Below are 26,214 nucleotides of genomic sequence, written 5' to 3'. Positions count from 1 at the left end.
TAGCGGGCTCCACCGTGCCGCGCCCGCCGCTCACCTACGCTGTCCGGGTGCGCGAGCTGCTCGAATCGACCTGGCGGGCCACGATCCAGCTGCTGATCGGCAGCGCGATCGGGCTGTTCTGCTACCTCCTGGTCGGACTGGCGCTCGCGGCCGGGGCCGTCTCCCTGCTGGTGATCGGGGCCGCCGCCCTGCCCGAGTTCGTGCTGCTGGTGCGCGCCACCGCCGGGTTCGAGCGGCGGCGCAGCGCCGCCTGGAGCGGCATCCCGGTCCCCGAGCACTACCCGCCGCTGACCGGCGGCCTGTTCCAGCGGGTGCGGGTCGCGGTCACCGATCCCAGCACGCACCGCGATCTGCGCTGGGTGGGCGCCCAACTGGTGTACGGGCTCGGGCTGATGTACCTGGCGCTGATCCTGTGGTCGGTCGGGGTGCTGGTGGACGGCGTCTGGCACGGGCTGCTGCGCCGCCCGGCGGTGGTGCTGCCGCTGATCGGCCGGCTCGCGGACCTCCAGGCGAGCTGGTCGCGGGCGCTGTTGCTGCCCTCGCCCGCGGCGCGGCTCGCGGAGCGGGTCGAGGAGCTGACGGCCACGCGCGCCGGCGCGATCACGGCGCACGGCGCCGAACTGCGCCGGATCGAACGCGACCTGCACGACGGCGCGCAGGCCCATCTGGTGGCGCTGTCCATGCGGCTGGGGCTGGCCCGGCGCGCGTACGAGCGCGACCCGGAGACGGCGCGCCGGCTGCTGGACGAGGCGCAGGACCAGGCCGAGGAGGCGCTGGGCGAACTGCGGCACGTGGTGCGCGGCATCCACCCGCCGGTGCTCACCGACCGGGGGCTGGCCGGCGCGGTCCGGGCGCTGGCGGCGGGCAGCGGCCTGGAGGTGGCCGTCACGGTCGCGCCGGAGATCGAGACGGGGCCGCGCGCCCCGGCCGCCGTGGAGACCGCCGCCTATTTCGTGGTCGCCGAGTCGCTGACCAACGCCGCCCGGCACAGCGGCGCCGGCCACGCCACCGTGGACATCGTCCGCGACGCGCGCGCCGGCGCGCTGCGGGTGCGGGTGGCCGACCGGGGGCGCGGCGGCGCGGACGAGACGCGCGGCAGCGGCCTGACCGGCATCCGCCGCCGGGTGGCCGCCCTGGACGGAACCGTCGCCGTGTCGTCCCCGCCCGGGGGGCCGACCGTGATCGAAGTGGAGCTGCCGTGCGTGTGGTGATCGCCGAGGACAACGCCCTGTTGCGGGAGGGGCTGGTGCTGCTGCTGCGGTCGGCCGGTCACGAGGTGGCGGCGGTGGCGGCCACCGGGCCCGAGGTGCTGCCGCTGCTGCTGGCACACCGCCCGGACGCGGCGGTGCTCGACGTACGGCTGCCGCCCGGCTTTCGCGACGAGGGGCTGCGGGCGGCGCTCGCGGCGCGCGAGCGGCTTCCGGACCTGCCGGTGCTGGTGCTCTCGCAGTACGTGGAGCAGACGTACGCCGCCGAACTGCTCGGCGGCGGGGCCCGCGGCGTGGGCTACCTGCTGAAGGACCGGGTGGGCCGGGTGGACGACTTCCTGGACGCGCTGGACCGGGTGGTGGCCGGCGGCACGGTGCTGGATCCGGAGGTCGTCACCGAGCTGATGTCGCGGCAGCGGCGCGGCGATCCGCTGGCGGGGCTCACCCCGCGCGAGCGCGAGGTGCTGCGGCTGATGGCCGAGGGCCACGACAACGCGACGATCGCCGCGGCCCTCGTCATCACCGAGCGGTCCGTCCACAAGCACATCGGGAACGTCTTCCTGAAGCTCGGCCTGCCGCCCACCGACACCGGTCACCGCCGGGTCCGCGCGGTGCTGGCCTACCTCAACGCCTGAGCGCGGGCAGCAGCGACCCGGCGGCGGTGGTGAGGACGACGGCCGCCACCAGGGCCGCCGCCTGACCGGGCGGCAGATGGGGCGGGGCGTGCAGGGTCGCCCAGCTGAACGCGGTGAGCGGCAGCGCGGCCACGGCGGCGCCGAGCAGCAGCCCGGTGACCGCCACCACGGCGGCCTCGACGGCCAGCATGATGCCCAGCTGGCCGCGTCCGGCGCCCACCCGGCGCAGCAGGTCGCGTTCGGGGCGACGGGCGACGGTGATCACGGTGAGGGTGGAGCACACCGCGAGCAGCGCGAGGGCGGCGATGGCGGCCACGGCGGCGGTGGACAGGCGACGTTCCAGATCCTGGGCGGGGGTCGGCGCGGGCGGGGCGTCCGGGTCGGTGACGTGGGGAGCGAGTTGCCCGCGGTCGAGGAGGAACGCGCCGAGCGCGAGGGAGCGTTCGTACACGGCCACCACCCGCAGCCGGGCCTCGCTGCCGTCGCCGTACCGGAGGGTGAGGGTGTCCCCGACGCCGGCGCCCAGGGCACGGGCCCGGTCGGCGCCGACGGCCACGGTGCCGGGGCCGAGCGCGCCGAGATCACCGGCGCGGACGCCGGGGTCGAGAGCGCGCAGCTCCTCGGCGGTGACGCCGAGGGCGGGATGCCGGTCGATGACGGGATCGCCGAGTTCGCTGCGGGTGGTCAGCACGGTGGTGGCCAGCGCCCCCTCCGCGCTCCCCGCCGCCCGGGCCTGCTCCGCGGTGGCGTGCCGGACACTGGCGTCGGCCCCGAGCTGGACGACGGCGAAGGCGGTCACCAGCACGATCGGCACGATGGCCGCGCCGAGCCGCGCGGAGTCGGCCCGCCCGTGCGCCACGGCCAGCCACCCACCGGCCCCGCCGAGCCGCCGCAGCGGCCGGGCGAGCAGGCCGAGCACCCACCCGGCGATCCACGGCCCGAGCAGCGCGCACCCGATGACCATGACCACCACAGCCGCCCCGGCAGCGGCGGCGGCCCCGTCCCCCGGCAGCGCGACGGCACTCCCGGCGGAGGCGGCCCCGAGCCCGAGAACGACAAGCCCCCCGATCCGCCGCCCGGCGGACCCGGCCGCGGGGGTGGGGGGCGCGGCGGGCGCGACGGGCGCGGGGGTGGTGGGCGAGCCGGTCCCCGCCCCCCGTTCAGGTCCATCCGCCGCAGCACCCGCACGGCCGGGGGTGCTCCGGCTCCCGCCGAGCCGGTCCGGCGTCCGGCCGGCCCGCGGTCCGTGGGTGTCCGTGCGACCGGCGTCGGCAGGCACCGCCGACCCGGGGCTCGCCGTGCCCCGGTCGTGGCCCGGCCCGTCGTCCGGCGCCAGGGTGACCCGGCCGGATACCCGGGGCTCCGCCGAGGCTTCCGTGAGCCGGGCCGGCCGCCGTTCGGCTCCGGCCTCTGGGGGTGGAACCACGGCCGCCCCGTCCGGCACAGCCGCCGCACCGGAGGCGGATGCCCCGGTGGCATCCGGCCGGGACGGCGGCTCCGGGGCGGCCGGCTGCCGTCGCTGCGGCAGGAGGCGCCTCGTCGCGGTCGTGCCGCCGGTTGCCCGGGGCTCCGCCGAGGCTTCCGTGAGCCGGGCCGGCCGCCGTCCGGCTGCGGCCCGTGGGGCGGGGGCCACAGCCGCTGCCTCCGCCGCGCCGGAGGTGGAAGCCCCGGTGGCACCGGGCCGGGACGGCGGCTCCGGGGCGGCCGGCTGCCGTCGCTGCGGCAGGAGGCGCCTTGCGGCGGTCGGCTGGGGTACGGCGCGGCCCCCGTCCGGGGCCGGGCCGCCGGGCGGCTGGTTCTTTCCGGAGCCTCGCGGGGTGGTGGGGCGGCCGGAGGCAGCGGTGGCCGGGAGGGCGGCCAGGGCGACCGCCGCCACCGTGAGGGCCGCGGTGAGCAGGGGTGCGGGCAGCGCCCAGGGCACCACCGGGAGGGTGAGGCCGGCCGTCGCGGCCTGGGCCGTCACCGGGCGCCACAGCAGCGCGAACACCGGTACCGCCAGCGCCGCGCCCAGCAGCGCGGCGGGGAGTGCCACCGCCGTCGCCTCGCGGCAGACCGTCGCGCGCAGCTGGCCCGGCTGGGCGCCCACCGCCCGCAGCAGGGCGAGTTCACCGGCGCGGTGCCGCAGCGCCCGGGTGATCAGGGTCGCCAGGACGAGTCCGGCCACCATCAGGACAGTGCCGCTGATCGCGCCGAACAGCGCGAGCAGATCCCGCCACAGCGGCGCGGCCCCCAGTGCTTCCGCCGCGCCCCGGCCGTCTCCGGTGAGGACGCGCAGTTCCCCGGTGTCGTCCGCCGGGCGCTCATCGGCCGGCCGGGCGTCCACCGCGCCAGCCGCGTCCAGGGCCTCCCGCACCGCCGTGGACAACGCGCCGGTCGACACACCCGGTCCGGGCAGCACACCGATCACGTCCACGGTGTCCTGGCCGCCGAGGCGGGCTGCCTCCGGCGCCGTGAACCACAGCGCGGCCGGGCCGTCCGTGACCCCGACCACCCGGTATCCGGCCACCCGGGCGCCGACCGGCAGGTCCAGGTCCGCCGACGCGACGACCTCGCCGGCCGCCTCCGGGGCCCGCCCCTCGCGCAGTTCCCATGGGGCGAGTTCCGCCGCTTCCCACAGCCGTCCCGGGTAGGTGGTGCCGTCGTCGGCCGGCACCCGGAACTCCCGGTCCGTGACGACCCGGGCCACTTCCGGCACCGACCGCAGCAGGTCCGCCACCGAGGCCGGGATCCGGAGCCGTTCGGTGAGCGGTGCCTGCGCGCCCCGGTGGCGGGTGGTCTGATCGGCCGTCACCACGACCGGCGCTGCCGCGTACCGCTCGACCGCCGGGCGGCCCAGCGCGACCGTCGTCACGGCGAGCGCGAAGCAGCCCAGCAGCAGCGAGGTGGCCAGGACGGCCACGAACACGGTGCGCCAGGAGCGCCGTTGATGGCGCAGCGCCGCCCGGGCCAGCACCGCCGCGGCGCCCGCCCGGCCCCTCGCGCCACGCGCGCCGGAGCGCGCGCCGTCGCCCGTCGCGCCGTTCACGCCGCCACCGCCCGCAGCGCGCCCAGCACCCCTGCCGCGGACGGCGCGGCGAGCCGCCGGACGATCCGTCCCCGGTCCAGGACGATCGCCTCGTCCGCGTACGCGGCGGCGGCCGGGTCGTGCGTCACCATCACCACCGTGTGGCCGTACGCGTCCACCGCGCGGCGCAGCAGGCCGAGGACCTCGTCCGCCGTCACCGGGTCCAGGGCGCCGGTCGGTTCGTCGGCGAAGACGATCTCCGGGGCTGTGATCAGGGCGCGGGCGATCGCCACCCGCTGCCGCTGGCCGCCTGAGAGCCGGTGCGGCGGGTCGTCGGCACGGTCGGCCAGCCCGACCTCGTCCAGTACGCGCAGCGCCCGGGCCCGCGTCCGCTCGTCCCGCTCGTCCGCCCCGGCGAGCAGCAGCGGCAGCGCGGCGTTCTGGAGCGCGGTCAGCGACGGCACCAGGTTCAGCTCCTGGAAGACGAACCCGATGCGGTCCCGGCGCAGCCGGGTGAGCGCCTTGGGCCGGAGCCCGGCCAGCGGCGTTCCGGCCAGCCGGACGGTGCCCGCCGTGGGCCGTTCCAGTCCGGCCGCGCAGCGCAGCAGCGTGGACTTGCCCGACCCGGAGCGGCCCAGCACCGCCAGGAACCGGCCGCGCGCCAGCTCCAGGTCCACCCCGTCCAGCGCCGGCCCCGGCCCGCCGCCGCCCGGGTACACCCGGCGCACGCCGTCGAGCCGCAGCGCCGGCACCGCCCCTGTGTTCTCTTCTCGCATGGCCAGAACGCTAGGAGCGGCGGCCCGGCCGCCACGAGCCTGCCCGCACCCCTGCCGGGGGTGGAGCGGACTCCACCCCGCTCGGGGTGGTTACGCTGCGGGCATGTTCGAACTGCGTGAGCTGGACATCCCGATCGTGCAGGCGCCGATGGCCGGCGGGCCGGCCACCCCGGAGCTGGTGGCGGCGGTGGTACGGGCCGGGGGGCTCGGTTTCCTGGCCGCCGGCTATCTCACCCCCGAGGCGCTGGCCGACCGGGTGGCGCGCACCCGGGAGCTGGTCGGGGCGGCCCCGTTCGGCGTCAATGTCTTCGTGCCCCGCCCGCTGCCGGACGATCTCGGCCCGGTGCTGCGCTACCGCGCCGAACTGGCGGCGGAGGCCGCGCGGTACGGGGTGACGCTGCCGGAGCCGGACGTCCACGACACCGACCACTGGGAGCCGAAGCTGGCGCTGTTGCTGGCCGATCCGGTGCCCGTGGTCTCGTTCACCTTCGGCGCGCCGCCGGCCGCGACGGTGGCGGCGCTGCGGGCCGCCGGTACGGCCGTGGTGTGCACGGTGACCACCCCTGACGAGGCGGCGCAGGCCGCGGCCCTGGGGGTGGACGCGCTGTGTGTGCAGGGCCCGGAGGCGGGTGGCCACCGGGGCGGTTTCGACCCGGAGGCCGACCCGGACGACACGCCGTTGCCGCTGCTGCTGGAGCGGGTGCGGGAGGTGACGGACCGTCCGCTGATCGCGGCGGGCGGGCTGGCCACCGGCGCGGACCTCGCGGCCGTGCTGCGCCGGTGCGACACGGTGGCGGCGGCGCAGCTGGGCACCGCCTATCTGCGGGCGCCGGAGGCGGGTACGGGTGCGGCCTACCGCGCCGCGCTGGCCCCGGGCGCTTTCGCGTCGACCGCCGTCACCCGCGCGTTCTCCGGCCGTCCGGCGCGCGGGCTGCGCAACCGTTTCCTGAACGCGTACACCGCCGCCGCCCCGGCCGGGTACCCGCTGGTGCACCAGCTGACCCGGCCGCTGCGCGCGGCGTCGGCCGCCGCCGGGGACCCGGAGGGGCTGAGCCTGTGGGCGGGCACCGGCCACCGGTACAGCACCGAGGAGCCCGCCGGGGAACTGACCCGGCGGCTGTGGCGGGAGGCGGAGGGTGTACTCAGCACCACCCCCGGCTGACGTCCCAGGCCGCTGGTGAACCCGGCGCGGGGGCGCGAGGGTTGAGGGCATGAGCTACTCCACTCCCCCGGCCGCCGGCCGGTTCCGGCGCGAACTGTCCTACCTCCTGCGGGGCCTGCCGGTCGGCATCGTGGCCTTCACCGTGGCCGTCACCGGTTTCGCTCTGGGCCTGGGCACCCTGGTGATCGTGGGCGGCATCCCGGTGCTCGCCGGTACGCTGCGGGCCGCCCGGGGCATGGCCCGGGTGGAGCGCCGCGAACTGGAGGCGCTGCCCGGCCGGCCGCTGCCGCCGCACCACTACCGCACCACCGGCGGTACCGGCCTCGGCCGCGTCGTCCGCTCGCTGGCGGAGCCGCAGTCGTGGCGGGACCTGGCGCACATGGTGCTGGCGCTGCCGCTGCGGGTGGCCGGCTTCTGCCTGGCCGTCGTCTGGACGGTGGGCGGCGTGGGCGGTGTGCTGTTCGTCGCCTGGGGCTGGGCCCTGCCGCGCGGGGAGGACCACCAGGGGCTGCTGGAGCTGATGACGGGGAACGACTCGTACGCGGGCGAGGCCGTCTTCATGACCGCCGTCGGCGCCCTCCTGCTGGCGACCTCGATGCCGGTGGTGCGTGGGATGGTGGCGCTGAACCGCTCGCTGGCCGGTGTGCTGCTGACGAACCGTACGGCCGCCCACCGCGCCGCCGTCGCCGCCGCCGCGCGGACCGGGACGGCGACCGCTTCCGCCGGGACAGCCGGGACGACCGCGACCGCCGGGGCCGATCCGTCAGCCGGGACCACCGCGACCACAGCGACCGCCGGGGCCGATGCGACCACCGGGACCACCGGGACCACCGGGACCGCCGCGACCGTATGACCCGGGCCGGAGCCCCGGGGGGCCGGTACCCGATCCGTGACCGTGACGCCGTGAGCCGGACCGGAGCCCACGCCCAGATACCAGCGGTACCCGTGCCCGCACCCGTGCCCGGACCCGCACCCGTGACCGCGACGCCGTGAGCCCGGCCGGAGCCGGGCCGGCGCCCGGGGCGGTCAGTCGCCCGCCGTCCGCTCCCGGGTCGCCAGCAGCCGCCGCAGCGAGTAGAGCCGCGCCGGATCGGCGTGGCCGTCGGCCACCCACGCGTCCAGCGCGCAGTCCGGCTCGTCGTGGCTGCACGCCCGGGGGCAGCCCTCCGCACCCGGCTCCAGGTCGGGGAAGGCGTGGATGACCCGGGACGGATCGATGTGGTTGAGGCCGAAGGACCGTACGCCGGGGGTGTCGATGACCCAGCCGGCGGCGTCCGGCAGCGGCAGGGCCAGCGCCGAGACGGTGGTGTGCCGGCCGCGTCCGGTCACCGCGTTGACGTGGCCGGTGGCCCGCTGCCGCTCGGGCACCAGGGCGTTGACCAGGGTGGTCTTGCCGACGCCGCTGTGCCCGACGAACGCCGTGATCCGCCCGTCCAGCAGCTCCCGTACCGGCTCCACCAAGGCCGCGTCCTCGAAGCGTTCGGCGCTGGTCACCACGTGGCGCACCCCGAGCGGGGCGTAGGTCTCCAGCAGCGGCCCGGCGGGGGCGAGATCGGCCTTCGTCAGGATCAGCAGCGGCTCCAGGCCGGCGTCGTAGGCGGCCACCAGGCAGCGGTCGATCAGCCGGGGCCTGGGCTCGGGGTCGGCGAGCGCGGTGACCACCGCCAACTGGTCGGCGTTGGCGACCACCACCCGCTCGTACGGGTCGTCGTCGTCCGCCGTGCGCCGCAGCACCGACGTCCGCTCCTCCACCCGCACGATGCGGGCCAGGGTGTCGCGCTTGCCGGACAGGTCGCCGACCACCGCGACCCGGTCGCCCACGACCACCGCCTTGCGGCCCAGCTCGCGGGCCTTCATGGCGGTGACGGTCACCTCGCCCACCAGGCAGGTGATCCGGCCCCGGTCCACCGTCAGGACGAACCCCTCGGCCGCGTCCTCGTGCGCCGGCCGCCGGTGGGTGCGGGGGCGGCTGCCGTGCCGGGAGGGGCGGACCCGGACGTCGTCCTCATCGGTGTGCTTGCCGTACCGGCGCATCGTGTGCCGCCCGGCCTATCCGCGCCCCGCCAGCATGCCGTGCCACAGTTCGGGGAAGTCGGGGATGGTCTTGCCGGTGGTGGCGATGTTCTCCACCTCCAGGTCCTTCACGGCCAGGCCGAGCACGGCGCCCGCGGTCGCCAGCCGGTGGTCGTCGTAGGTGTGGAACACCCCGCCGTGCAGCGGGCGCGGGCGGATCCGCAGCCCGTCGGCGGTCTCGGTGACATCGCCGCCCAGGGCGTTGATCTCCCGGGTCAGCGCGGCCAGCCGGTCGGTCTCGTGGAGCCGCAGATGGGCCACCCCGCGCAGCACCGACTCGCTCTCGGCCAGCGCGGCGACCGCCGCGATGCCGGGGGTCAGTTCGCCGACGTCGCCGAGGTCGATGTCGATGCCGAGGATCCGGCCGCTGCCGGTGAGGGTCAGGCCCCGGTCGTCCAGCACGCAGTCGCCGCCCATCGCGGAGAAGATCTCGCGCAGCGCGTCACCGGGCTGGGTGGTGTGGAACGGCCAGTCGGGGATGGTGACGCTGCCGCCGGTGATCAGGGCGGCGGCCAGGAACGGCTGGGCGTTGGAGAGGTCGGGCTCGACGACCAGATCGCGGCCGAGCAGCGCGCCGGGCGCCACCCGCCACACGTTCGGCTCGCCGCCCGATTCGGGGGAGTCGACCTGGGCACCGGCCCGGCGCAGCATGTCGACGGTCATCCGGATGTGCGGCAGGGAGGGCAGGACGGCGCCGGTGTGGCGCACCTCCACGCCCTGGTTGAAGCGCGGTGCGGACAGCAGCAGGGCGCTGACGAACTGGGAGGACGCGGAGGCGTCCACCTCGACCGGGCCGCCGTCGAGGGAGCCGGCGCCGTGCACGGTCAGCGGCAGCGCGCCGCGCCCCTCGTCGTCGACGCGGGCGCCGAGTGCGCGCAGCGCGTCGATGACGCCGTGCAGCGGGCGTTCGTGCGAGCGCGGGTCGCCGTCGAAGCGGACCGGGCCCTCGGCGAGCGCGGCCAGCGGCGGCAGGAACCGCATCACGGTGCCGGCGTTGCCGACGTCGACGGTCGCGGGCGCCTGCGGGGTGGCGGGGATGATCCGCCAGGACTCGCCGCGGCCCTCGGGGGCCCCGGCGACGGCGGAGCTGGAGGAGACGGTCTCCTCGATGCCGATGCCCAGCGACCGCAGCGCCTCGGCCATCAGCAGGGTGTCGCGGGAGCGCAGCGGGCGGCGGATCCAGCCGGGGTCGGCGGCGAGCGCGGCGAGGATCAGCGCGCGGTTGGTGACCGACTTGGAGCCGGGCACCGTGACGGTGGCCTCCACCGCTTCGGAGGCGAGCGGGGCGGGCCAGTGGTCGGCGGTCAGGCTGTGGTCGGTCATGGTGCTCACTTTAGTGCGCGGCGGGCGGTGATCGGCGGGCGTGGGCCCCGGTCGGCGGGGGCCGGAACGTCAGGGTGCGGCGGCATCCAGCAGGCTGCCGCCGCCGGCTATCAGGCAGGCCAGCACGACGGCGTGGAAGAACAGCAGCCAGATCGGCGCGGGCATGCGGGTCAGCCGGGCCAGCTGGTCGGCGTCGGAGTCACCGGCGCCGCCGCGCCGCCGCTTGGCCTGGAGCTCCCACACCGGCCGCACCCCGCCCAGCAGCAGGAACCACACCACGCCGTAGGCGAACGCGGCCTGCACCTCGGGGTCGGTGAGCCAGGAGACGAGGAGGAACAGCGCGCCGGTGAGCAGCACGGTGAGCATCCCGTAGGCGTTGCGCACCATGACGAGCAGGGCCAGCAGCAGCGCGGTGGCACCCCACAGCAGGGCGGTGATCCGGCCGGCCGACAGCAGCGCGGCGCCGGCCAGGCCGAGCAGCGAGGGCGCGGTGTAGCCGGCGGCGGCGGTGAGGATCATGCCGAGGCCGGTGGGCTTGCCCCGGGAGACGGTCAGCCCCGAGGTGTCCGAGTGCAGCCGGATGCCCTCCAGTTTGCGGCCGGTGAGCAGGGCCACCAGGCCGTGGCCGCCCTCGTGGGCGATGGTGATGGTGTTCCGCGCGACCCGCCACACGCCGTAGGGCGTGACGACGGCCAGCGCGACGGCGGCGGTCGCCAGCACCAGCCACAGCTCGGGCGCGGGCTGGGTGCCGGTGACCCGGTCCCACAGCTCCGAGAGGTCAGCGATCTCCACGGTGTCCCATCCCCTTTCCCGGTACTCTCCGGTGCTCCCCGGATCCCCCACTCCTGCCAGGCGATCCTATGGGAGGCTGCCCACGGCCCGTCCGGGCCTGTGGACAACATGTGAATGCGTGAAAACCCGGCGGCGGAGACCGTACGGAACGGACAGGGGGAACGCATGGGCGTACTGGTGGTGCTCGGCCTCGTGGTGCTGGTGACGGTGGCGGGAGTCGCCGTCCGGGCCTTCCGGGGCGAGCAGCCGAAGGGCGGCGGCCGGCGGCCGGGCGGTGCGGGGACGGCGGACCCCGGCGCGGCCTCCCACGACAGCGGGGGCAGCGGGTCCGGCTGGGGCTGGAGCTGGGGAAGCGACAGCGGGAACGGCGGCAACAGCGGCGACGGCGGCAGTGGCGGCGGAAGCGGGGACAGCGGTGGCGGGGGCGGTGACGGGGGCGGCGGAGGCGGCGACTGAGTCCGGTCCGCCGGACACCCCCGGTACCTGCCGGCCGGGTCCTCCCGGCGCGGAGCGGATCGGCGCCCGCCCCGGCGCCGTCCGAGGCCCGGGCGCCCCGGTCGGGGCCGGCCCCGGTCGGGGCCGGCCCCATCCGGCCGCGGGGGTGGCCCGCCGCGCGGTCGTGCCGCACGGATTCCCCATCGGGCCACCCCGGCCGGCCGGGCTCCGGGCTGCCCACCCTGGTCAGAGGTGTGCAGCGGCCCGGACGTCGTCACCGGTACGCGACCGCCGTCGGTGGAAGGTGACGCGGCGCGGGACCGTGACCCGGGATTCCGGGCCGGCGATCACGTCTGTGGGCCGTCGTGGGGTCGGCCCGTCAGCAGGCACGGCGGTGGTGCCGGCCGGCCGCTCGCCGGTCGGCGCCGGCGATGCCCGCCCGGGGCGATCGGGCGCACCGGCGCTCCCGGATACCTCTCCGGTCGCATGGTGCCGCTCCTCCATCCTCCGCGCGCGACGGAGAACACCACGCCTTCCCCGGCGCGCCGTTCACCTGCTGATGGGTGCTATTCCACCGCCACGCCCGGCACTTGGCCACCTCGGGGGCGCCTTGTGGCGGGGATGGTCAAGATCCTTGTCGCTGTCGGTCAAGAACCCGGCGTCCGGCCCGGCCGGGGACACCGGCCGGTGTGACGGTGCCGGTCAGGACCCGGGCCGCTGCTGGTCGAGCACCCGGCGGCGGGTCCGGGTGGGGGACACCCCGAACTGCCGGGTGTAGGCGCGGGTGAAGTGGGCGTGGGAGGTGAAACCCCACCGGTGGGCGACGGTCTGGATCGGGGTGCGGGCGGGGGTGCTGAGGTCGTGATGGGCCTGTTCCAGCCGCCGGCGGCGGATGTACGCGGCCGGGCTGGTGCCGTGCTGCTGGAAGAGCCGGTGCAGATGGCGGGTGGAGAGGTGATGGTGGGCCGCCACGGCGGCGGGGGTCAGCGCGGAATCGGCCAGGTGTCTTTCGATGAATTCCTTGATGGCGAGGAACCGCGTGCGTTCCGCCACGGCCGGGTCGGGCGGCGGGCCCGCGTCGAGGTTCTGGGTGATGACGCCGGTGACGAGGTCGGTGAGGGCGGTGGCGAGCCGGGGCGCGTCGGAGGGCCGGTAGGTGTGGTGCTGCGCGCCGAGGTGGCCGAGGAGGTGGGCGAGCAGCCCGCCGAAGCCGCGGGTGCCGGACAGCGAGCGGCCCAGGATCCGGCCGACGGGGGTGCGCGGGGGCAGGCTCAGCCGGCTCTTGGGTATCTCGACGCAGTGCCCGCTGAGCGGCAGACCGGACGAGGTGGCCCGGACGGTGAAGGGCCGCGAGGTGTCCACCAGGTACAGCTCCCCCGGCCCGGTGACGTCGCGCGCCGTGTGCTGGCTGACCGCCAGCGGGTTGGCGCCGGGGGCGAGCAGCGCGAGGTGGAGGAGGTCCGGGTCCGACTGCCGGATGAGCCGGGCGGTACGGCGGGCCGCGGCGGCCCGCATGGTGACGGGGAACACATGGATGTCCTCCAGCATGATCAGCCGCATCCGGCCCTCGAAGTCCGCGGTGCGGTCGCTGGTGATCTCCATCGGGGCGATGACGGTGCTGAGGGCGTGGCGCCAGAACTCGAAACGCTCGCCGGGCTCCAGATGGTCGCTGTCCAGCAGGGTGGAGGGAAGCATGCGGCTCTCCTTGGGAGGTTCAGCTGTCGCGTCACAGCCGCCTCCATCATCACCACCATGCCGAACGCCCCGACAGCGGAACGAGGGTGGCCCCGGGGCGGGGCCCTCGGCCGGGCCCTGACCGCCCCCGGCACGCACACGCGGAAGGGCCCGGTTCCGTATCACTACGGAACCGGGCCCTCTGTACCGAGAAGGGTGAGTGACGGGACTCGAACCCGCGGCCACCTGGACCACAACCAGGTGCTCTACCAACTGAGCTACACCCACCATGACCGTTTCGGGAGGCGGTTTCCCGCCCTCTCCGTTCGGCCGTATTGAGTGTACAGGGTGCGCGGGGCACTTCGCTCCCGCGTTCCCTCCGGGGGTACCGGCGCGATACCGGCGCGGCACGCGCCCGGCGCCGCACCACCCGCACGCCCCCGGGGCGGCGTCAGTCGGCGCCGTACCGGGCGGCGATCCGCTTGGCGGTGTCCGAGTCCGGCCCCGGCTGGGGCACGAACAGCGCCTCCCGGTAGTACCGCAGCTCGGCGATCGACTCCTTGATGTCCGCCAGCGCCCGGTGCCGGCCGCCCTTGGGCGGGCTGTTGAAGTACACGCGGGGGTACCAGCGCCTGGCCAGTTCCTTCAGCGAGGAGACATCGATGATCCGGTAGTGGAGGTGCCCCTCCAGGTCCGGCATGTCCCGGGCGAGGAAGCCCCGGTCGGTGCCGACCGAGTTGCCGCACAGCGGGGTGCGGCCGGCCTCCGGGGCGTGGGTGCGGATGTACTCCAGCACCTGCCGCTCGGCGTCCTCCAGCGTGGTGCCGTCGTCCAGCTCGTCCAGCAGCCCCGAGGCGGTGTGCATGTCACGCACCACCTCCGGCATGCCGGCCAGCGCGGCGGCGGGCGGGCGGATGACGACGTCCACGCCCTCCCCGAGTACGTTCAGCTCAGAGTCGGTGACCAGCGCGGCCACCTCGATGAGCGCGTCGTCGATCAGCGAGAGACCTGTCATCTCGCAGTCGATCCACACCATCCGGTCGTTCATGCGAACAACCCTACGCCGGGTGTTCGGAAGCGCCGTGGCGGGCGGCCCGCCCCCGGTGGGGCGGGCCGCCCGGCACGTGCGGCGCTCAGGCCACCGGGCGGCCCCGCTGGCCGGGTACCCGGGGCGAGAAACCGTCGGTCACCGGCTTGGCGCGGCCGGCCGCCGACTCCTGCTGCCGGGCCCGGTAGGCGGCCCGGTAGGCCGCCGGGGAGGCCCCCAGCTGCCGCCGGAAGTGGCCGCGCAGGGCGACCGGGGAGCGGAACCCGCAACGGCCCGCCACCTCGTCCACCGAGTAGTCGGACACCTCCAGCAGCCGCTGGGCCTGGAGCACCCGCTGGGTGATCAGCCACTGCAGGGGAGCGCTCCCAGTGAGGGCACGGAAACGCCGGTCGAACGTGCGGCGGCTCATGTAGGCACGCGCCGCCAGCGTCTCCACGTCGAACTGTTCGTGGAGGTGCTCCAGCGCCCAGGCCACCACTTCGGCCAGCGGGTCGGCGCCGATGTCCTCCGGTAAAGACCGGTCCAGGTGCCGTGGCTGACCACTGTCGGCACCGTTGCCGTTCCCCCCTCTCCTGGTGGGCAGCACCAGCCGTCTGGCCAGGGCCGCCGCCGCTTCGGGGCCGTGGTCCATGCGGACGATGTGCAGGCACAGATCGATCCCCGCCGCGGTGCCGGCGGAGGTGAGGATGTCACCGTCGTCGACGAACAGCTCCCGGGGGTCCACGTGGACCGACGGATACCGTTTGGCCAGCGTGGGGGCGTACATCCAGTGGGTCGTCGCCGGTCTGCCGTCCAGCAGGCCGGCCGCGCCGAGCGCGAACGCGCCGGTGCACAACCCGACGATACGGGCGCCCTCACTGTGCGCCCGGCGCAGCGCGGCGAGCGCGGCGGCGGGCGGCGGTCCGGTGATCGACCGCCAGGCGGGGACGATGACGGTTCCGGCGCGGGAGATGGCTCCCAGGCCGTAGGGCGCGCGCAGTTCCAGTCCGCCGGTGGTGCGCAGCGGCCCTTCCTCCCCGGCGCAGGCCAGCAGGCGGTAGCGCGGGACTCCGGCGTCCTGTCGGTCGACGCCGAAGACGGAGAGCGGGATGGAACTTTCGAACATGGGGCTGCCGCTGAACAGCAACACCGCGACGATCTCGCGGCGGCGCCGGGCAGCGAGCTTGACGGCGGGCTCGGGGCCGTGCGTTGGGTCCTGGCTCATGCTCCTCAGTTCCCTCGGTCGTCGCATCCTCTCGGTCCTGCACGTTTCCCCCGACGTGATTGCCAAGATCGAATCTACTGTGTCGGATGAGGTCGGCGGGACAAGTTCATCACTCGGCGCTAAATCGACATGGCAACGTGGCGCGAAGCAGTCGATCAGGAAGCGTTACACGTACGAGGAGTTGGGGGAAGTGCGCCTTCTCGTCGTGCTCCGCGACGCCGGTGGCCGGTGGCCCCGGTGCCTCGCCGTTTCCCCGTGGGACCGTGGGGTTGGCGGGGCGGGTGGGCAAGGTGTTTCAGTAGTGGGGAAGTTGGCTGAAAATAAAAGTCGTCAACAAGACCCCCGGCCGGTGATGGGACGTCCCGGCGGGTCGCCGGCAACGTCGCAGACACCGTATCGTTACGCTCCGGCATCGGTCGCACACAAGAGCGCGGCGGCCATTGCGCCCCGCCCCGCGGTGGGGCATGCTGCTCGGTCACGGTTCGCGGGGTTGACAACGGCGTCAGCGGGAACCAGCAATGTACGTCGTACTCTGGAGGTGGGCTTGTGGCTGAGGAAACAGCCTTGACGTGGGCCCTTCCGTGTCCCACACCTGTCCCTGCCGTGCTCACGAGGTTCCCTCGCTGACCGCCCGCCGAGGCACTGATGGCTGGATACGAGCTCCCAGAACCCACGGATCGCAAGCGTCTCGCCGATCCGTCGTCCACCCCCGCGTCCGCCGACGATGAGCGCTACTCCCGCGACCCGGCATTTCAGCATGGTGTCGTAGTCGGATTCGACGGTTCGACCACCAGTGAGCGTGCTCTCGCATACGCCATTGGCATGGCCCACCGCGCCGGCTCCGGGCTGATCATCGTTCATGTGGCGAACCGGCTGCCGACCACCGTCTGGGCGGGCTGCGAACCCCCCGCCCTGGTGGACATCCCCGATCACCGCACCGAGGTCATCGGTCTGGAGCTGGCCTGCTCCGACCTGCTGACCGACATCCCCTGGGTCCTCCTGGAGCGTGGCGGCGACATCTGTCACGAGCTGGAGGAGGTGGGCCAGGAGTACGAGGCGGACGCCATCGTCGTGGGCACCACCCAGGGGCTGCTGGGGCGGCTGTTCGGTTCCGTGTCGGGCCGGCTGGCCCGCCGGGCGCGCCGCCCGGTCATCGTCATCCCCTGACGGCCGCCGGCGCCCCCGCCGGCCGCCGTAGTCCGTCCCGCCCCCGGGCGCGCCCGTACCGCGCCGCCCGGCCGGTCCCGCTCCGCAGCCGCGCCGTGCCCCGGCGTGCCCCGCCCCCGGCGCCGGGACGTTTCCGCAAATTCCTGCCCCCGGCGGGGTGGATTGTGCGCTTGTGAGGGGCATACAGGGAGCAGAGACCTCTGGCCGCCGCCGGGAGGTGACGGACCCGGCGGCGGCTGTCCCCCACGCCGGCGTAATGGGCGACGCCGGCGCGAGATGGCGGCCCCCGGGGGTGCGTATGGTGGCACGCACCCTCTCCGGGGGCCGCCGCTCTGTGCGCGCGGCGGCGCCGGTCACTCCACGGTGACGGACTTCGCCAGGTTGCGCGGCTTGTCGATGTCCCGGCCCAGCGCCAGGGCCGTGTGGTACGCGAGCAGCTGGAGCGGGATGCCCATCAGCACCGGGTCCAGCTCAGGCTCGTTGCGCGGCACCACGATGGTGTCGTCGGCCTTCTCCTGCTCGCTGTGCGCCACCGCCAGGATCCGCCCGCTGCGGGCCTTGATCTCCTCCAGGGTGGCCCGGTTCTTCTCCAGCAGGTCGTCGTCGGGGATGATCGCCACGGTCGGGGTGGCGGGCTCGATCAGCGCCAGCGGGCCGTGCTTCAGCTCGGAGGCGGGGTACGCCTCGGCGTGGATGTAGGAGACCTCCTTGAGCTTGAGCGACGCCTCCTTGGCGACCGGGTAGCCGCGCACCCGCCCGACGAACATCATGCTCTTGGCGTCGGCGAAGTCGGCCGCCAGCTTGGCGATGCGCTGCTCGTCGGCGAGGATCTCGGCGATCTGGCCGGGCAGCTTGCGCAGGCCCTCGATGATCCGCTTGCCGTCCGAGACCGACAGGTCCCGGATCCGGCCCAGGTGCAGGGCGAGCAGCGCGAAGGCCACCGCCGTGTTGGTGAAGCACTTGGTGGACACCACGCACACCTCGGGCCCGGCGTGCACGTACACCCCGCCGTCCGTCTCGCGCGCGATGGCCGAACCGACCACGTTCACCACCCCGAGCACCCGTGCGCCCTTGCGCTTCAGCTCCTGCACGGCGGCGAGTGTGTCGTATGTCTCACCGGACTGGCTGACCGCGATGTACAGGGTGTCCGGATCGACGACCGCGTTGCGGTAGCGGAACTCGCTGGCCGGTTCGGCGTCGGCGGGGATGCGGGCCAGTTCCTCGATCAGCTGGGCGCCGATCTGGCCGGCGTGGTAGGCGGAGCCGCAGCCGAGGATCTTCACCCGGCGCATGGTGCGCGCCTCGCGGGCGTCCAGGTTGAGGCCGCCGAGCCGCACCGTCGCGAACCGGTCGTCGATCCGGCCGCGCAGCACCCGGTCCACGGCCTCGGCCTGCTCGGCGATCTCCTTGTGCATGTAGGTGTCGTGGCCGCCCATGTCGTAGCTCTCGGCCTCCCACTCGACGGTGGTGGGCGAGGCGGCGGTACGGGAGCCGTCGGTGGTGTAGGTGCGGTAGTCGTCGGCCTTGAGGGTGGCCAGCTCGCCGTCGTCCAGGGTGATCACCTGGCGGGTGTGGCTGATGAGCGCGGCCACGTCGGAGGCGACGAACATCTCCTTCTCGCCGATGCCCAGCACCACCGGGGAGCCGTTGCGGGCGACCACGATGCGGTCGGGGAAGTCGGCGTGCAGCACGGCGATGCCGTAGGTGCCCTCGATGTGCCGCAGCGCCTCGCGGACCTTCTCCTCCAGGGTCTGCGACTGGGCGCGGGCGATGAGATGGGCCAGCACCTCGGTGTCGGTGTCGGAGACGAGTTCGACGCCGTCTGCGGTGAGCTTGGCGCGCAGTTCGCCGGAGTTGTCGATGATGCCGTTGTGGACGACGGCGACCTGCTGTGCGGCGTCGGTGTGCGGGTGGGCGTTGATGTCGTTGGGGGCGCCGTGGGTGGCCCAGCGGGTGTGGGCGATGCCGGTGGTGCCGGCGAAGCGGGCGGGGACCTTGGCCTCCAGGTCACGGACGCGGCCCTTGTTCTTGACGGTCTTCAGACCGCCGCCCTTGCCGCTGCTGTGGATGGCGATGCCGGCCGAGTCGTAGCCGCGGTACTCCAGGCGCTGGAGGCCCTCCAGGAGGAGGGGTGCGACATCCCGCTTCCCGATATATCCGACGATTCCACACATAAGGGGTGTCCTCCTGGCTGGGTTGGTTCCTTGTGGCGGGCCGCTGTGCGCACTCGGTGGACGGCGCTCAGCCGTACACGATCCGTCGCAGCTGCCGTTCCGACAGTCGCGGCGGGGCCACCGCGCGGTGGGTCAGCTCCTCGGCGATCCGCGCGAAGATCACCGGATTGGTCAGTCCCCGCCCCTGCAGTTCGCGGTGGCGGCGGCGGGTGTACTCCTCGATGGTCTCGTCGAAGTACGCCAGCACGTCGAGGACGACACGCGCGGCCTCGCCCCGGGCGAGCGGCGTGCTGCGCACCAGGTGATCCACGAGTTCCTCGTGTGGGGTCCGACGTTCGAGCACCCCTCGATAGTGCGGATCAAGGACGGTTTCCGCAACAAATCTGCCCGATATCGGGCAGGGGCGTGGCGTTTCTCATGCGTTACGGCGTGCCGCGGGCGTCCAGCTCCGGGATGACCAGCGGGGTTCCGGCCACCGGGCAGGTGATCACCGCGGCCCGCAGCCCAAACACCTCCCGTACCAGCTCGGGGGTGATCACCTCGGCGGGCGGGCCGGCCGCCGCGACCGTGCCGTCCCGCATGGCGATCACATGATCGGCGTACCGGCAGGCGAGGTTCAGCTCGTGCAGCACCATCACCACGGTGCGTCCGCGCTCGCGGTTCAGCCGGGCGACCAGCTCCAGGACGTCCACCTGGTGGGCGAGGTCCAGATAGGTGGTGGGTTCGTCCAGCAGGAGCACCCCGGTGTCCTGGGCGAGCGCCATCGCGATCCACACGCGCTGCCGCTGGCCGCCGGACAACTCGTCCAGGGACCGCTCGGCGAGGGCGGTGGCCCCGGTGGCGGCCAGCGCCGCGTCCACGGCCTCCTCGTCGGCGGCCGACCACTGGCGCCACCAGCGCTGGTGCGGGGTACGGCCGCGGGCCACCAGGTCCCGGACGGTGATCCCGTCGGGGGCGGCCGGGGACTGCGGCAGCAGCGCGAGCCGCAGCGCCACGTCGCGGGCGCCGAGCGCGGCGATGTCGCGGCCGTCCAGCAGGACGGATCCGGCGGCGGGCTTGAGGAGGCGGGCCAGGGCGCGCAGGGCGGTGGACTTGCCGCAGGCGTTCGGGCCGACCAGCACGGTGACCTTGCCGTCCGGGACGGACAGGTCGAGATCGCGGGCGACCACGTGGTCGCCGTACTCCAGCCGCAGCCCGGCGGCGCCGATCCGGGCGGCACCGGCCTCCGCCTCCGTCCCGGCGGTCCCGGTCCCGGTCTCGGTCTCCGCGGTCATCTCAGCCTCCCCTTCCGGCCCGGTTGGAGCGGGCGAGCAAGTACAGCAGGTACGGGGCGCCCACGGCGCCGGTGACGATGCCGACCGGCAGTTCGGTCGGGGCCAGCACCAGCCGCCCGGCCAGGTCGGCGGCGAGCAGCAGGACGGCGCCCATCAGCCCGGAGGTCACCAGCGGCACCCCGGCGGTGCCGGCCAGCCGGCGGGCGATCTGCGGGGCACCCAGCGCCACGAAGGCCACCGGGCCCGCCACCGAGGTGGCCACGGCGGCCAGACAGGTGGCGGCGATCAGCAGCACGATCCGCGCCCGGTGCAGCCGCATGCCCAGGCTGAGCGCGGTCGCGTCGTCGAACTGGAGCAGCTGGTACGCGCGGGCCAGCGCGAGGGTGAGCGGCAGCAGGATCAGCAGCGCGTACCCGATCCACTCCACGTGCGACCAGCTGCGGCCGTTGAGGGAGCCGGTGAGCCACACCATGGCGCGGGCGGCCTGGTCGATGTCGGCGCGGGCCAGCATCCAGCGGGTGAGCGCGGCCAGCGCCCCGGCGGCGGCGATGCCGACCAGGACGAAGCGGTAGCCGGTGATGGTGCCGCCCCGGAAGGCGAAGGCGTAGATGACGGCGGCGGTCAGCAGCGCGCCGCCCAGCGCCCCGTAGGGCACCGCGCCGAAGGTGCCGGCGCCGGCGGCGGTGACCCCGCCGAACAGGATGGTGGCCACCGCGCCCGCACCGGCCCCGGCGGAGATCCCGATGAGATCGGGGGAGGCCAGCGGGTTGCGGGTGACGGCCTGGTAGACGGCGCCGGCCAGCCCGAAGGCGATCCCGGCGAGCATGGCGGTCAGGGCGCGCGGCAGCCGCAGGGTGTGGACGACGAGATCGGCGGCGCCGTCGCCGTAGCCGAAGAGGGCGCCCAGGACGTCGTTCAGCGGGACGGCGTAGGTGCCCATCACGACCGAGGCGAGGAAGGCGGCGAAACCGGCCAGCAGCAGGGCGGCGCAGGTGAGGGCGGTCCTGACCGGGACGCGCAGCCCCAGCGGCCCGGCCTCGGCGGTGAGCGCGCGTGCCCGGGGGCGGCGGGTGGCGGCGGGTGCGGTCATCGGGTGTGCTCCCTGAGCTTGCCGCGCTTGACCATGACGGCCAGGAAGGGAGCGCCGATGACGGCGGTGACGACGCCCGCCTCCAGTTCGCCGGGCCGGGCGACCACGCGTCCGATGACGTCGGCGGCCAGCAGCAGGACGCCGCCGCCGAGCGCGGAGCAGGGGATCAGCCAGCGGGCGTCGGGGCCGGTGAAGGCGCGCACCAGGTGCGGGATGACCAGGCCGACGAAGGTGACCGGGCCCGCGGCGGCGACGGCGGCGCCGGTGAGCACGATGACGGCCACGGCGCCCAGGGCGCGGGTGGTGCGGACTCTCGCGCCGAGGGTGGTGGCCAGGTCGTCGCCGAGGGCCAGCGCGTTGAGCCGGCCGCTGAGCGCGAGCGCCAGGATCAGTCCGGCGATCACGAACGGCGCGAGCTGCGGGCCGAGGTCGGCGTTGCGGCCGGCGAGCGAGCCGACAGCCCAGGAGCGGTACTGGTCCAGGGTGTTGACGTCGAGCAGGACCAGGGCGCTGGTGAAGGAGCCGAGGAAGAGGGTGACGGCGGCGCCGGCGAGGGCGAGTTTGGCGGGGGTGGCGCCGCCGTACCCGGTGCCGCCGACGGTGTAGGCGAGCAGTCCGGCGAGGGCGCCGCCGAGGAAGGCGAACCAGATGTACTGGTAGGAGTGGGTGAGGGAGAAGAGGCCGATGCCGGCGGCGACGGCGAAGGCCGCCCCGGCGCTGACCCCGATGAGTCCGGGGTCGCCCAGCGGGTTGCGGGTGATGTCCTGGGCCACGGCACCGGCGGCGCCGAGCGCGAGGCCGACCAGCAGCCCGAGCACCGTACGCGGCACCCGCAGGTCGCGGACGACCACGGCGTCGCCCTCGCGGCTGCCGCCGAGCGCGGCGAACACATCGCCGAGGGCGACGGACTTGCTGCCGACGGCCAGGGAGGCGAACACGGCGACGACCAGCGCGAGCACCAGCACGGTGAGCGCGACGGAACGGGCCGCGCCGCGCCGGGCGGGCGGTGGCGGGGCCGGGGCCGGTGGCGCCTGGGCGGCGGCTGGGGTGTCGGACACGTCCACAAGGTAAGGCAGACCTGACTTACGCATTTCCCCCACCCCCGTCTTCCCTGTGCCACCGGCCGCTGGCTATGCTCACACAGCTTTTACCAAGGCAAGCCTTACCTAATGGAAAAGAGAGACCCGTGACCACCCTCCTCCGGCGCCGCTGGCGCCACCGCGTCGGCGCGTTCGCGCTGATGACCGCGCTGGCGGCCGGGCTGGCCGGCTGCGGGTCCGACAGCCCGGGTGGCCCGGCGGACGACGCGGCCCCCTCCCCCGATGCCGCCGCGGACGGCGCGTTCCCGCGCACCGTCGAGCACGACAAGGGCGAGACCGAGATCCCGGCCAAGCCGCAGCGGATCGTGGCCCTGGACAACAGCCTGGTCGAGGCGGTCGTCGCGCTGGACGGCACCCTGGTCGGCGGCGTCGGCGGCTACCGGAACCTGGACGGCTTCCCCGCGTACCTGGGGGACGCGGTCGCGGACACCGTGGACGTCGGCCCGCTGGAGAGCCCCAACCTCGAAGAGATCATGCGGCTGGAGCCGGACCTGATCGTCTCGGCCACCGTGCGCCACGACGAGCTGTACGAGACGCTCTCGCAGATCGCGCCCACCGTCTTCGTCCCCACCACCGGGCCGACCTGGAAGGACAACATCGCGCTGGTCGGCGAGGTGCTCGGCGAGGAGGACGCGGCGGCCGAGCAGCTGTCCGCGTACGAGACCCGGGCCGCGGCGATCGGCGAGGCCGTGAACGCCGCGCACGGCGACCCGACCGTCTCCGTCGTCCGTTTCCTGGACGGCCCCACCCGGATCTACCTGCCGCACACCTTCTCCGGGATCATCCTGGCCGACATGGGGCTCGCCCGGCCGGAGAACCAGCGCGATCCCGAGGAGTTCAACATCGAGATCAGCGAGGAGCAGATCGAGCTGGCCGACGCGGACGTGATCTTCTACACCACCTACGCGGGCGGCGAGGAGCGCAAGGAGCGCTTCCTGGCGAACCCGCTGTGGCAGCGGCTCGGCGCCGTCGCCGAGGGGAACGTCCACGAGGTCGAGGACGCGATCTGGATGACCTCGGTCTCCCTCCAGGGAGCACACCAGGTACTGGACGACATGGCGGAGATCTTCGGCGTGGACACGGCGGAATAGCACGCCCGGGCGGCCGGCGGGCGGAGAATGCGGACATGATCGCCACGCGCTCCGTCCGCCGCCTGCCGGCGGCCGTCCTGCTGCTGCCGGTGCTCGCCCTGCCACTGGCCTCCTGCGGCACCGAAACACCGGCCGCGCCCGCCTCCGAGGTGACCGAGGAGTCCGGCGCTCCGCCGGCCTCGTCCTCCCCCGCGCAGCCGCCGGAGGAGTCCCCGGCCGGCACCGGCGAGGAGACCGTTTTCCCCGGGGTCGATCCCGGGCTGATCCAGCTGACCGAGATCCCCGGCTACACCCTGGCCCCGCAGTCGGCCGGGGTGGTCGGCGAGGACGGCTGGGGCGTCAGCTACGTCGCCGCCTCCGGCTCGACGATCGAACTGCGGGTGGAGCGGGCCGAGCCGGGCGCGGCCGACACCGGGATCAGCGCCGACAAGGCGGCCGGCATCACCGAGTTCCACCGCATCCTGGACGGGCTGCGGGTCTCCGTCATCACCACCGATCCGGACATCGACCCCGACGTGCTGCGGGCGGCCCTGGAGGCGGCCAGGCCCGCCGACGCCGCCGAGGTGGTGAGCGCGCAGGAGGAGGCCGCGCGCGACCTCGCCGGCGAGGCGCAGCCGACGGCCGGCCAGGCCGGGAGCGCACAGCCCGGCAAGGAACCGGCCTCGGGTCCGCAGCCGTCCCCCGGGGAACGGGGCGACCTCCCCCCGGTGGGCGACGGCGCCCCCGTCCAGCCGGAGGGCGTGAGCGGCTAGGGCCTGTCCACGAGCGGTCAGAGCCGGTTCAGCAGCGCCTTCTTCGCGGCGCCGAACTCCTCGTCGGTCAGCACCCCGGTGTCGTGCAGCTCGCCCAGTTCCCACAGCCGCCGCAGCACCGCGTCCTGCTCGCTGCCGGTGTCGCCATCCGCCGCGCGCGGCAGCGGCTCGGCCACGGCGGGCGCGGTCGGGGCGGTGGCGCCCCCGGTCGTCGAGGGGTGCGGCAGCGCGGCGGTGAGGGCTGCCACGAACAGCGCCGACTCGGTGACGTCCTTCACCTCGCGCCAGCCCCACATGACCACGCAGTTCGGGTCGTGGGACGGCTTGGAGGTGGAGTGCGCGCCCTTGGGGTGCAGCCGGACGAAGCCGTTCTCTATGCGCGGCGGCGCCCACTCGACCGAGGCCAGGTCGCCGAGCGCGATGACCCGGGCGCCGCTGTTCTTCTTGATGTCGTCCGCACCCCAGCCCCAGTCGATGCGGATCCGCTCCCCGTCGAAGGTGGCCTCACCGTCCGAGGCGTGCAGCGTGATCGGCGTCTGCGGCCCGGGGAGCAGATAGTGGTCGGTCGGGGTGCCGGGCACCCGCTCGGTCTCCAGCGCCGCCCGGATCTCGGCCGCCAGTTCCCTGGCGGCGTCCGCCCGCTCGTGCGGCACCTCCAGCAGGTACGGGTCGGCCGCCGCCGGCAGCTTGCCGCCGGTCGCCTGGGTGAGCGGGTCCGCGCCCTCCCGCAGGCTCAGCCGCAGCCTGTCGTGCTTGCGCCCCGGTTCGAAGGAGACGCCCGCCACCGCCTCCAGCGGCACGGTCAGCTCCCCGAGGGCGGTCCGCAGCGCATGCACCCCCTTCCCGTGCCCGGGGACGATGCGCAGCACCGAGCCGTCGAAATACCAGTTACCGGCTCGCTGGGTGATCTCAGCCATGCCTCCAGATTGTGCCAGCAGCCCGCGAACGCAAAATTCCGCCCTCGGTCAGCCGCCGCGGCGACCGGATCCGGACACCGGCGGCCCGCATATGACCGCCGCACGGGCGCCCCGGAACCGGCCGTTCCGGGGCCGTCACCGCCCCGTGGTCACCCCCGGCCCAGGCCCAGTTCGCGGGCGATCAGCATGCGCTGCACCTCACTGGTGCCCTCGCCGATCTCCAGGATCTTGCTGTCCCGCCACATCCGGGCCACCGGGTACTCGTTCATGAAGCCGTAGCCGCCGTGGATCTGGGTGGCCTCGCGGGCGTTGGTCACCGCCACGTCCGAGGAGTACAGCTTGGCCATCGCCGCCTCCTTCTTGAACGGCTCGCCCGCCAGCAGCCGGGAGGCCGCGTCCCGCCACGCCACCCGGGCCGTGTGGGCGCGCATCTCCATGTCGGCGAGCTTGAACTGGATGGCCTGGTTGGCGCCGATGGGACGGCCGAACGCCTCCCGCTCCCCGGCGTAGCGCACCGACTCGTCCACGCAGCCCTGGGCGAGCCCGGTGGCCAGTGCGGAGATCGCGATCCGGCCCTCGTCCAGGATGCGCAGGAACTGGGCGTAGCCGCGTCCCTCCTCGCCGAGCAGGTTGGCGGCGGGCACCCGGACGTCGCTGAAGGACAGTTCGCGGGTGTCGGAGGCGTTCCAGCCGACCTTGGAGTACGGGGCGGCGACGGTGAAGCCGGGGGTGCCGGAGGGCACGACGATGGTGGAGATCAGCGGCGCGCCGTCCGCAGTGCGGCCGGTCACGGCGGTGACGGTGACCAGGCCGGTGATGTCGGTGCCGGAGTTGGTGATGAAGCACTTGGTGCCGTTGATCACCCAGCTGTCCCCGTCCCGTACCGCAGTGGTACGGGTACCCCCGGCGTCGGAGCCGAAGCCGGGCTCGGTCAGCCCGAAGGCGCCCAGCATCTCGCCGGAGCAGAGCTTCGGCAGCCACTCCCGCTTCTGCTCCTCGCTGCCGTACCGGTACAGCGGCATCGCGCCGAGCGAGACGCCCGCCTCCAGGGTGATGGCCACCGAGGAGTCCACCCGGGCCAGCTCCTCCAGGGCCAGGCACAGCGCCAGGTAGTCGCCGCCCATACCGCCGTACTCCTCGGGGAACGGCAGCCCGAACAGGCCCATGGCGGCCATCTCGCGCACGATGTCGTAGGGGAAGGCGTGCTGCTCGTAGTAGGCGCCGATGCGCGGGGCGACCACGTCGTGGGCGAACGCCTCCACGGTGCGGCGCAGTTCCTCGTGCTCGGGGGTCAGACGGTGGTCCAGTGCCATGG

At 74.8% G+C, this 26,214-nt stretch carries 23 protein-coding genes and 1 tRNA gene; 8 read left to right on the top strand and 16 right to left on the bottom strand.

The window, feature by feature from the left end; all coding sequences use genetic code 11:
* Positions 1–47 precede the first annotated feature (47 nt).
* Together BM385_RS16200 and BM385_RS16195 are read left to right on the top strand one after the other, a co-directional pair.
* Complete coding sequence (locus BM385_RS16200; protein ID WP_093843639.1) at positions 48–1,211, top strand: sensor histidine kinase; 1,164 nt, start codon at positions 48–50, stop codon at positions 1,209–1,211.
* Positions 1,199–1,843, top strand: a complete 645-nt coding sequence (locus BM385_RS16195; protein ID WP_093843460.1) for a LuxR C-terminal-related transcriptional regulator — start codon at positions 1,199–1,201, stop codon at positions 1,841–1,843. The genes BM385_RS16200 and BM385_RS16195 overlap by 13 nt, the downstream gene beginning before the upstream one ends.
* Here BM385_RS16195 and BM385_RS16190 read toward each other — a convergent pair.
* Both BM385_RS16190 and BM385_RS16185 read right to left on the bottom strand, forming a co-directional pair.
* Positions 1,833–4,166 (bottom strand): FtsX-like permease family protein, encoded by a 2,334-nt coding sequence (locus tag BM385_RS16190; RefSeq protein WP_437438503.1) that lies wholly within the window; start codon positions 4,164–4,166, stop codon positions 1,833–1,835. The two genes, BM385_RS16195 and BM385_RS16190, sit on opposite strands and share 11 nt — an antisense overlap.
* Before the next feature lie 698 nt (positions 4,167–4,864).
* Complete coding sequence (locus BM385_RS16185) at positions 4,865–5,623, bottom strand: ABC transporter ATP-binding protein (RefSeq protein ID WP_093843458.1); 759 nt, start codon at positions 5,621–5,623, stop codon at positions 4,865–4,867.
* Positions 5,624–5,726: 103 nt separating this feature from the next.
* Between BM385_RS16185 and BM385_RS16180 the strand changes: the two genes are divergently transcribed.
* A complete protein-coding gene (locus BM385_RS16180; protein WP_093843457.1) occupies positions 5,727–6,785 on the top strand; it encodes an NAD(P)H-dependent flavin oxidoreductase in 1,059 nt (352 codons plus the stop codon).
* 49 nt (positions 6,786–6,834) lie between these two features.
* Positions 6,835–7,638: a sensor domain-containing protein gene (locus BM385_RS16175; RefSeq protein WP_254791605.1), complete on the top strand. Its 804-nt coding sequence runs from the start codon at positions 6,835–6,837 to the stop codon at positions 7,636–7,638.
* A 173-nt stretch (positions 7,639–7,811) separates the two neighbouring features.
* Here BM385_RS16175 and rsgA read toward each other — a convergent pair whose 3' ends face one another.
* From rsgA to BM385_RS16155, 3 genes are all read right to left on the bottom strand, one after another.
* Entirely contained in the window at positions 7,812–8,819 is a 1,008-nt protein-coding gene (gene rsgA / locus BM385_RS16165) for a ribosome small subunit-dependent GTPase A (RefSeq protein ID WP_093843455.1), read from the bottom strand.
* Positions 8,820–8,834: 15 nt separating this feature from the next.
* A complete protein-coding gene (aroA, locus tag BM385_RS16160) occupies positions 8,835–10,181 on the bottom strand; it encodes a 3-phosphoshikimate 1-carboxyvinyltransferase (protein WP_019435675.1) in 1,347 nt (448 codons plus the stop codon).
* Positions 10,182–10,250: 69 nt separating this feature from the next.
* Positions 10,251–10,973 carry a M50 family metallopeptidase gene (locus BM385_RS16155; protein ID WP_093843454.1) on the bottom strand — a complete coding sequence of 241 codons (723 nt, stop codon included), beginning with the start codon at positions 10,971–10,973 and terminating at the stop codon, positions 10,251–10,253.
* Positions 10,974–11,087: 114 nt separating this feature from the next.
* On the opposite strand from BM385_RS16155, the gene BM385_RS16150 reads away from it, so the two are divergent.
* Entirely contained in the window at positions 11,088–11,429 is a 342-nt protein-coding gene (locus BM385_RS16150) for a hypothetical protein (protein ID WP_175543008.1), read from the top strand.
* A 681-nt stretch (positions 11,430–12,110) separates the two neighbouring features.
* Here the strand turns inward: BM385_RS16150 and BM385_RS16145 are convergent.
* The 4 genes from BM385_RS16145 to BM385_RS16130 all read right to left on the bottom strand — a co-directional run bounded on the left by BM385_RS16145 (position 12,111) and on the right by BM385_RS16130 (position 15,334).
* Positions 12,111–13,103, bottom strand: a complete 993-nt coding sequence (locus BM385_RS16145; RefSeq protein ID WP_093843452.1) for an AraC family transcriptional regulator — start codon at positions 13,101–13,103, stop codon at positions 12,111–12,113.
* Between the two features lie 194 nt (positions 13,104–13,297).
* Positions 13,298–13,370 (bottom strand) — tRNA-His (locus BM385_RS16140).
* Between the two features lie 163 nt (positions 13,371–13,533).
* Positions 13,534–14,130 carry an oligoribonuclease gene (gene orn / locus BM385_RS16135; protein ID WP_019435672.1) on the bottom strand — a complete coding sequence of 199 codons (597 nt, stop codon included), beginning with the start codon at positions 14,128–14,130 and terminating at the stop codon, positions 13,534–13,536.
* Positions 14,131–14,215: 85 nt separating this feature from the next.
* Positions 14,216–15,334 (bottom strand): GlxA family transcriptional regulator, encoded by a 1,119-nt coding sequence (locus BM385_RS16130; RefSeq protein WP_019435671.1) that lies wholly within the window; start codon positions 15,332–15,334, stop codon positions 14,216–14,218.
* A 645-nt stretch (positions 15,335–15,979) separates the two neighbouring features.
* Here BM385_RS16130 and BM385_RS16125 point away from each other — a divergent pair.
* Positions 15,980–16,501 carry a universal stress protein gene (locus BM385_RS16125; RefSeq protein WP_026047766.1) on the top strand — a complete coding sequence of 174 codons (522 nt, stop codon included), beginning with the start codon at positions 15,980–15,982 and terminating at the stop codon, positions 16,499–16,501.
* 353 nt (positions 16,502–16,854) lie between these two features.
* On the opposite strand, the gene glmS is transcribed toward BM385_RS16125, so the two are convergent.
* The 5 genes from glmS to BM385_RS16100 form a co-directional block, all read right to left on the bottom strand.
* Positions 16,855–18,675: a glutamine--fructose-6-phosphate transaminase (isomerizing) gene (gene glmS / locus BM385_RS16120; protein ID WP_093843451.1), complete on the bottom strand. Its 1,821-nt coding sequence runs from the start codon at positions 18,673–18,675 to the stop codon at positions 16,855–16,857.
* A gap of 67 nt (positions 18,676–18,742) precedes the next feature.
* A complete protein-coding gene (locus tag BM385_RS16115; RefSeq protein ID WP_026047765.1) occupies positions 18,743–19,018 on the bottom strand; it encodes a hypothetical protein in 276 nt (91 codons plus the stop codon).
* Between the two features lie 79 nt (positions 19,019–19,097).
* Positions 19,098–19,949 (bottom strand): ABC transporter ATP-binding protein, encoded by an 852-nt coding sequence (locus BM385_RS16110; protein ID WP_019435667.1) that lies wholly within the window; start codon positions 19,947–19,949, stop codon positions 19,098–19,100.
* 1 nt (position 19,950) lies between these two features.
* Positions 19,951–21,039: a FecCD family ABC transporter permease gene (locus BM385_RS16105; RefSeq protein WP_093843450.1), complete on the bottom strand. Its 1,089-nt coding sequence runs from the start codon at positions 21,037–21,039 to the stop codon at positions 19,951–19,953.
* A complete protein-coding gene (locus BM385_RS16100; protein ID WP_093843449.1) occupies positions 21,036–22,103 on the bottom strand; it encodes a FecCD family ABC transporter permease in 1,068 nt (355 codons plus the stop codon). Before BM385_RS16100 ends, BM385_RS16105 begins: the two co-directional genes overlap by 4 nt.
* Before the next feature lie 122 nt (positions 22,104–22,225).
* Between BM385_RS16100 and BM385_RS16095 the strand changes: the two genes are divergently transcribed.
* Positions 22,226–23,230: an ABC transporter substrate-binding protein gene (locus BM385_RS16095; protein WP_093843448.1), complete on the top strand. Its 1,005-nt coding sequence runs from the start codon at positions 22,226–22,228 to the stop codon at positions 23,228–23,230.
* Between the two features lie 35 nt (positions 23,231–23,265).
* Entirely contained in the window at positions 23,266–23,982 is a 717-nt protein-coding gene (locus BM385_RS16090; protein ID WP_093843447.1) for a hypothetical protein, read from the top strand.
* A gap of 17 nt (positions 23,983–23,999) precedes the next feature.
* Here the strand turns inward: BM385_RS16090 and BM385_RS16085 are convergent, their stop codons facing one another.
* Positions 24,000–24,899, bottom strand: a complete 900-nt coding sequence (locus tag BM385_RS16085; protein WP_019435662.1) for a DUF4429 domain-containing protein — start codon at positions 24,897–24,899, stop codon at positions 24,000–24,002.
* A 149-nt stretch (positions 24,900–25,048) separates the two neighbouring features.
* Positions 25,049–26,212: an acyl-CoA dehydrogenase family protein gene (locus BM385_RS16080; protein ID WP_019435661.1), complete on the bottom strand. Its 1,164-nt coding sequence runs from the start codon at positions 26,210–26,212 to the stop codon at positions 25,049–25,051.
* Positions 26,213–26,214: the final 2 nt, after the last annotated feature.

Source organism: Streptomyces harbinensis, from assembly GCF_900116145.1.
Lineage (GTDB): Bacteria > Actinomycetota > Actinomycetes > Streptomycetales > Streptomycetaceae > Streptomyces > Streptomyces carpaticus.
The sequence above is the reverse complement of the archived record's forward strand: the minus strand, read 5'-3'. Positions and strand labels throughout refer to the sequence as shown.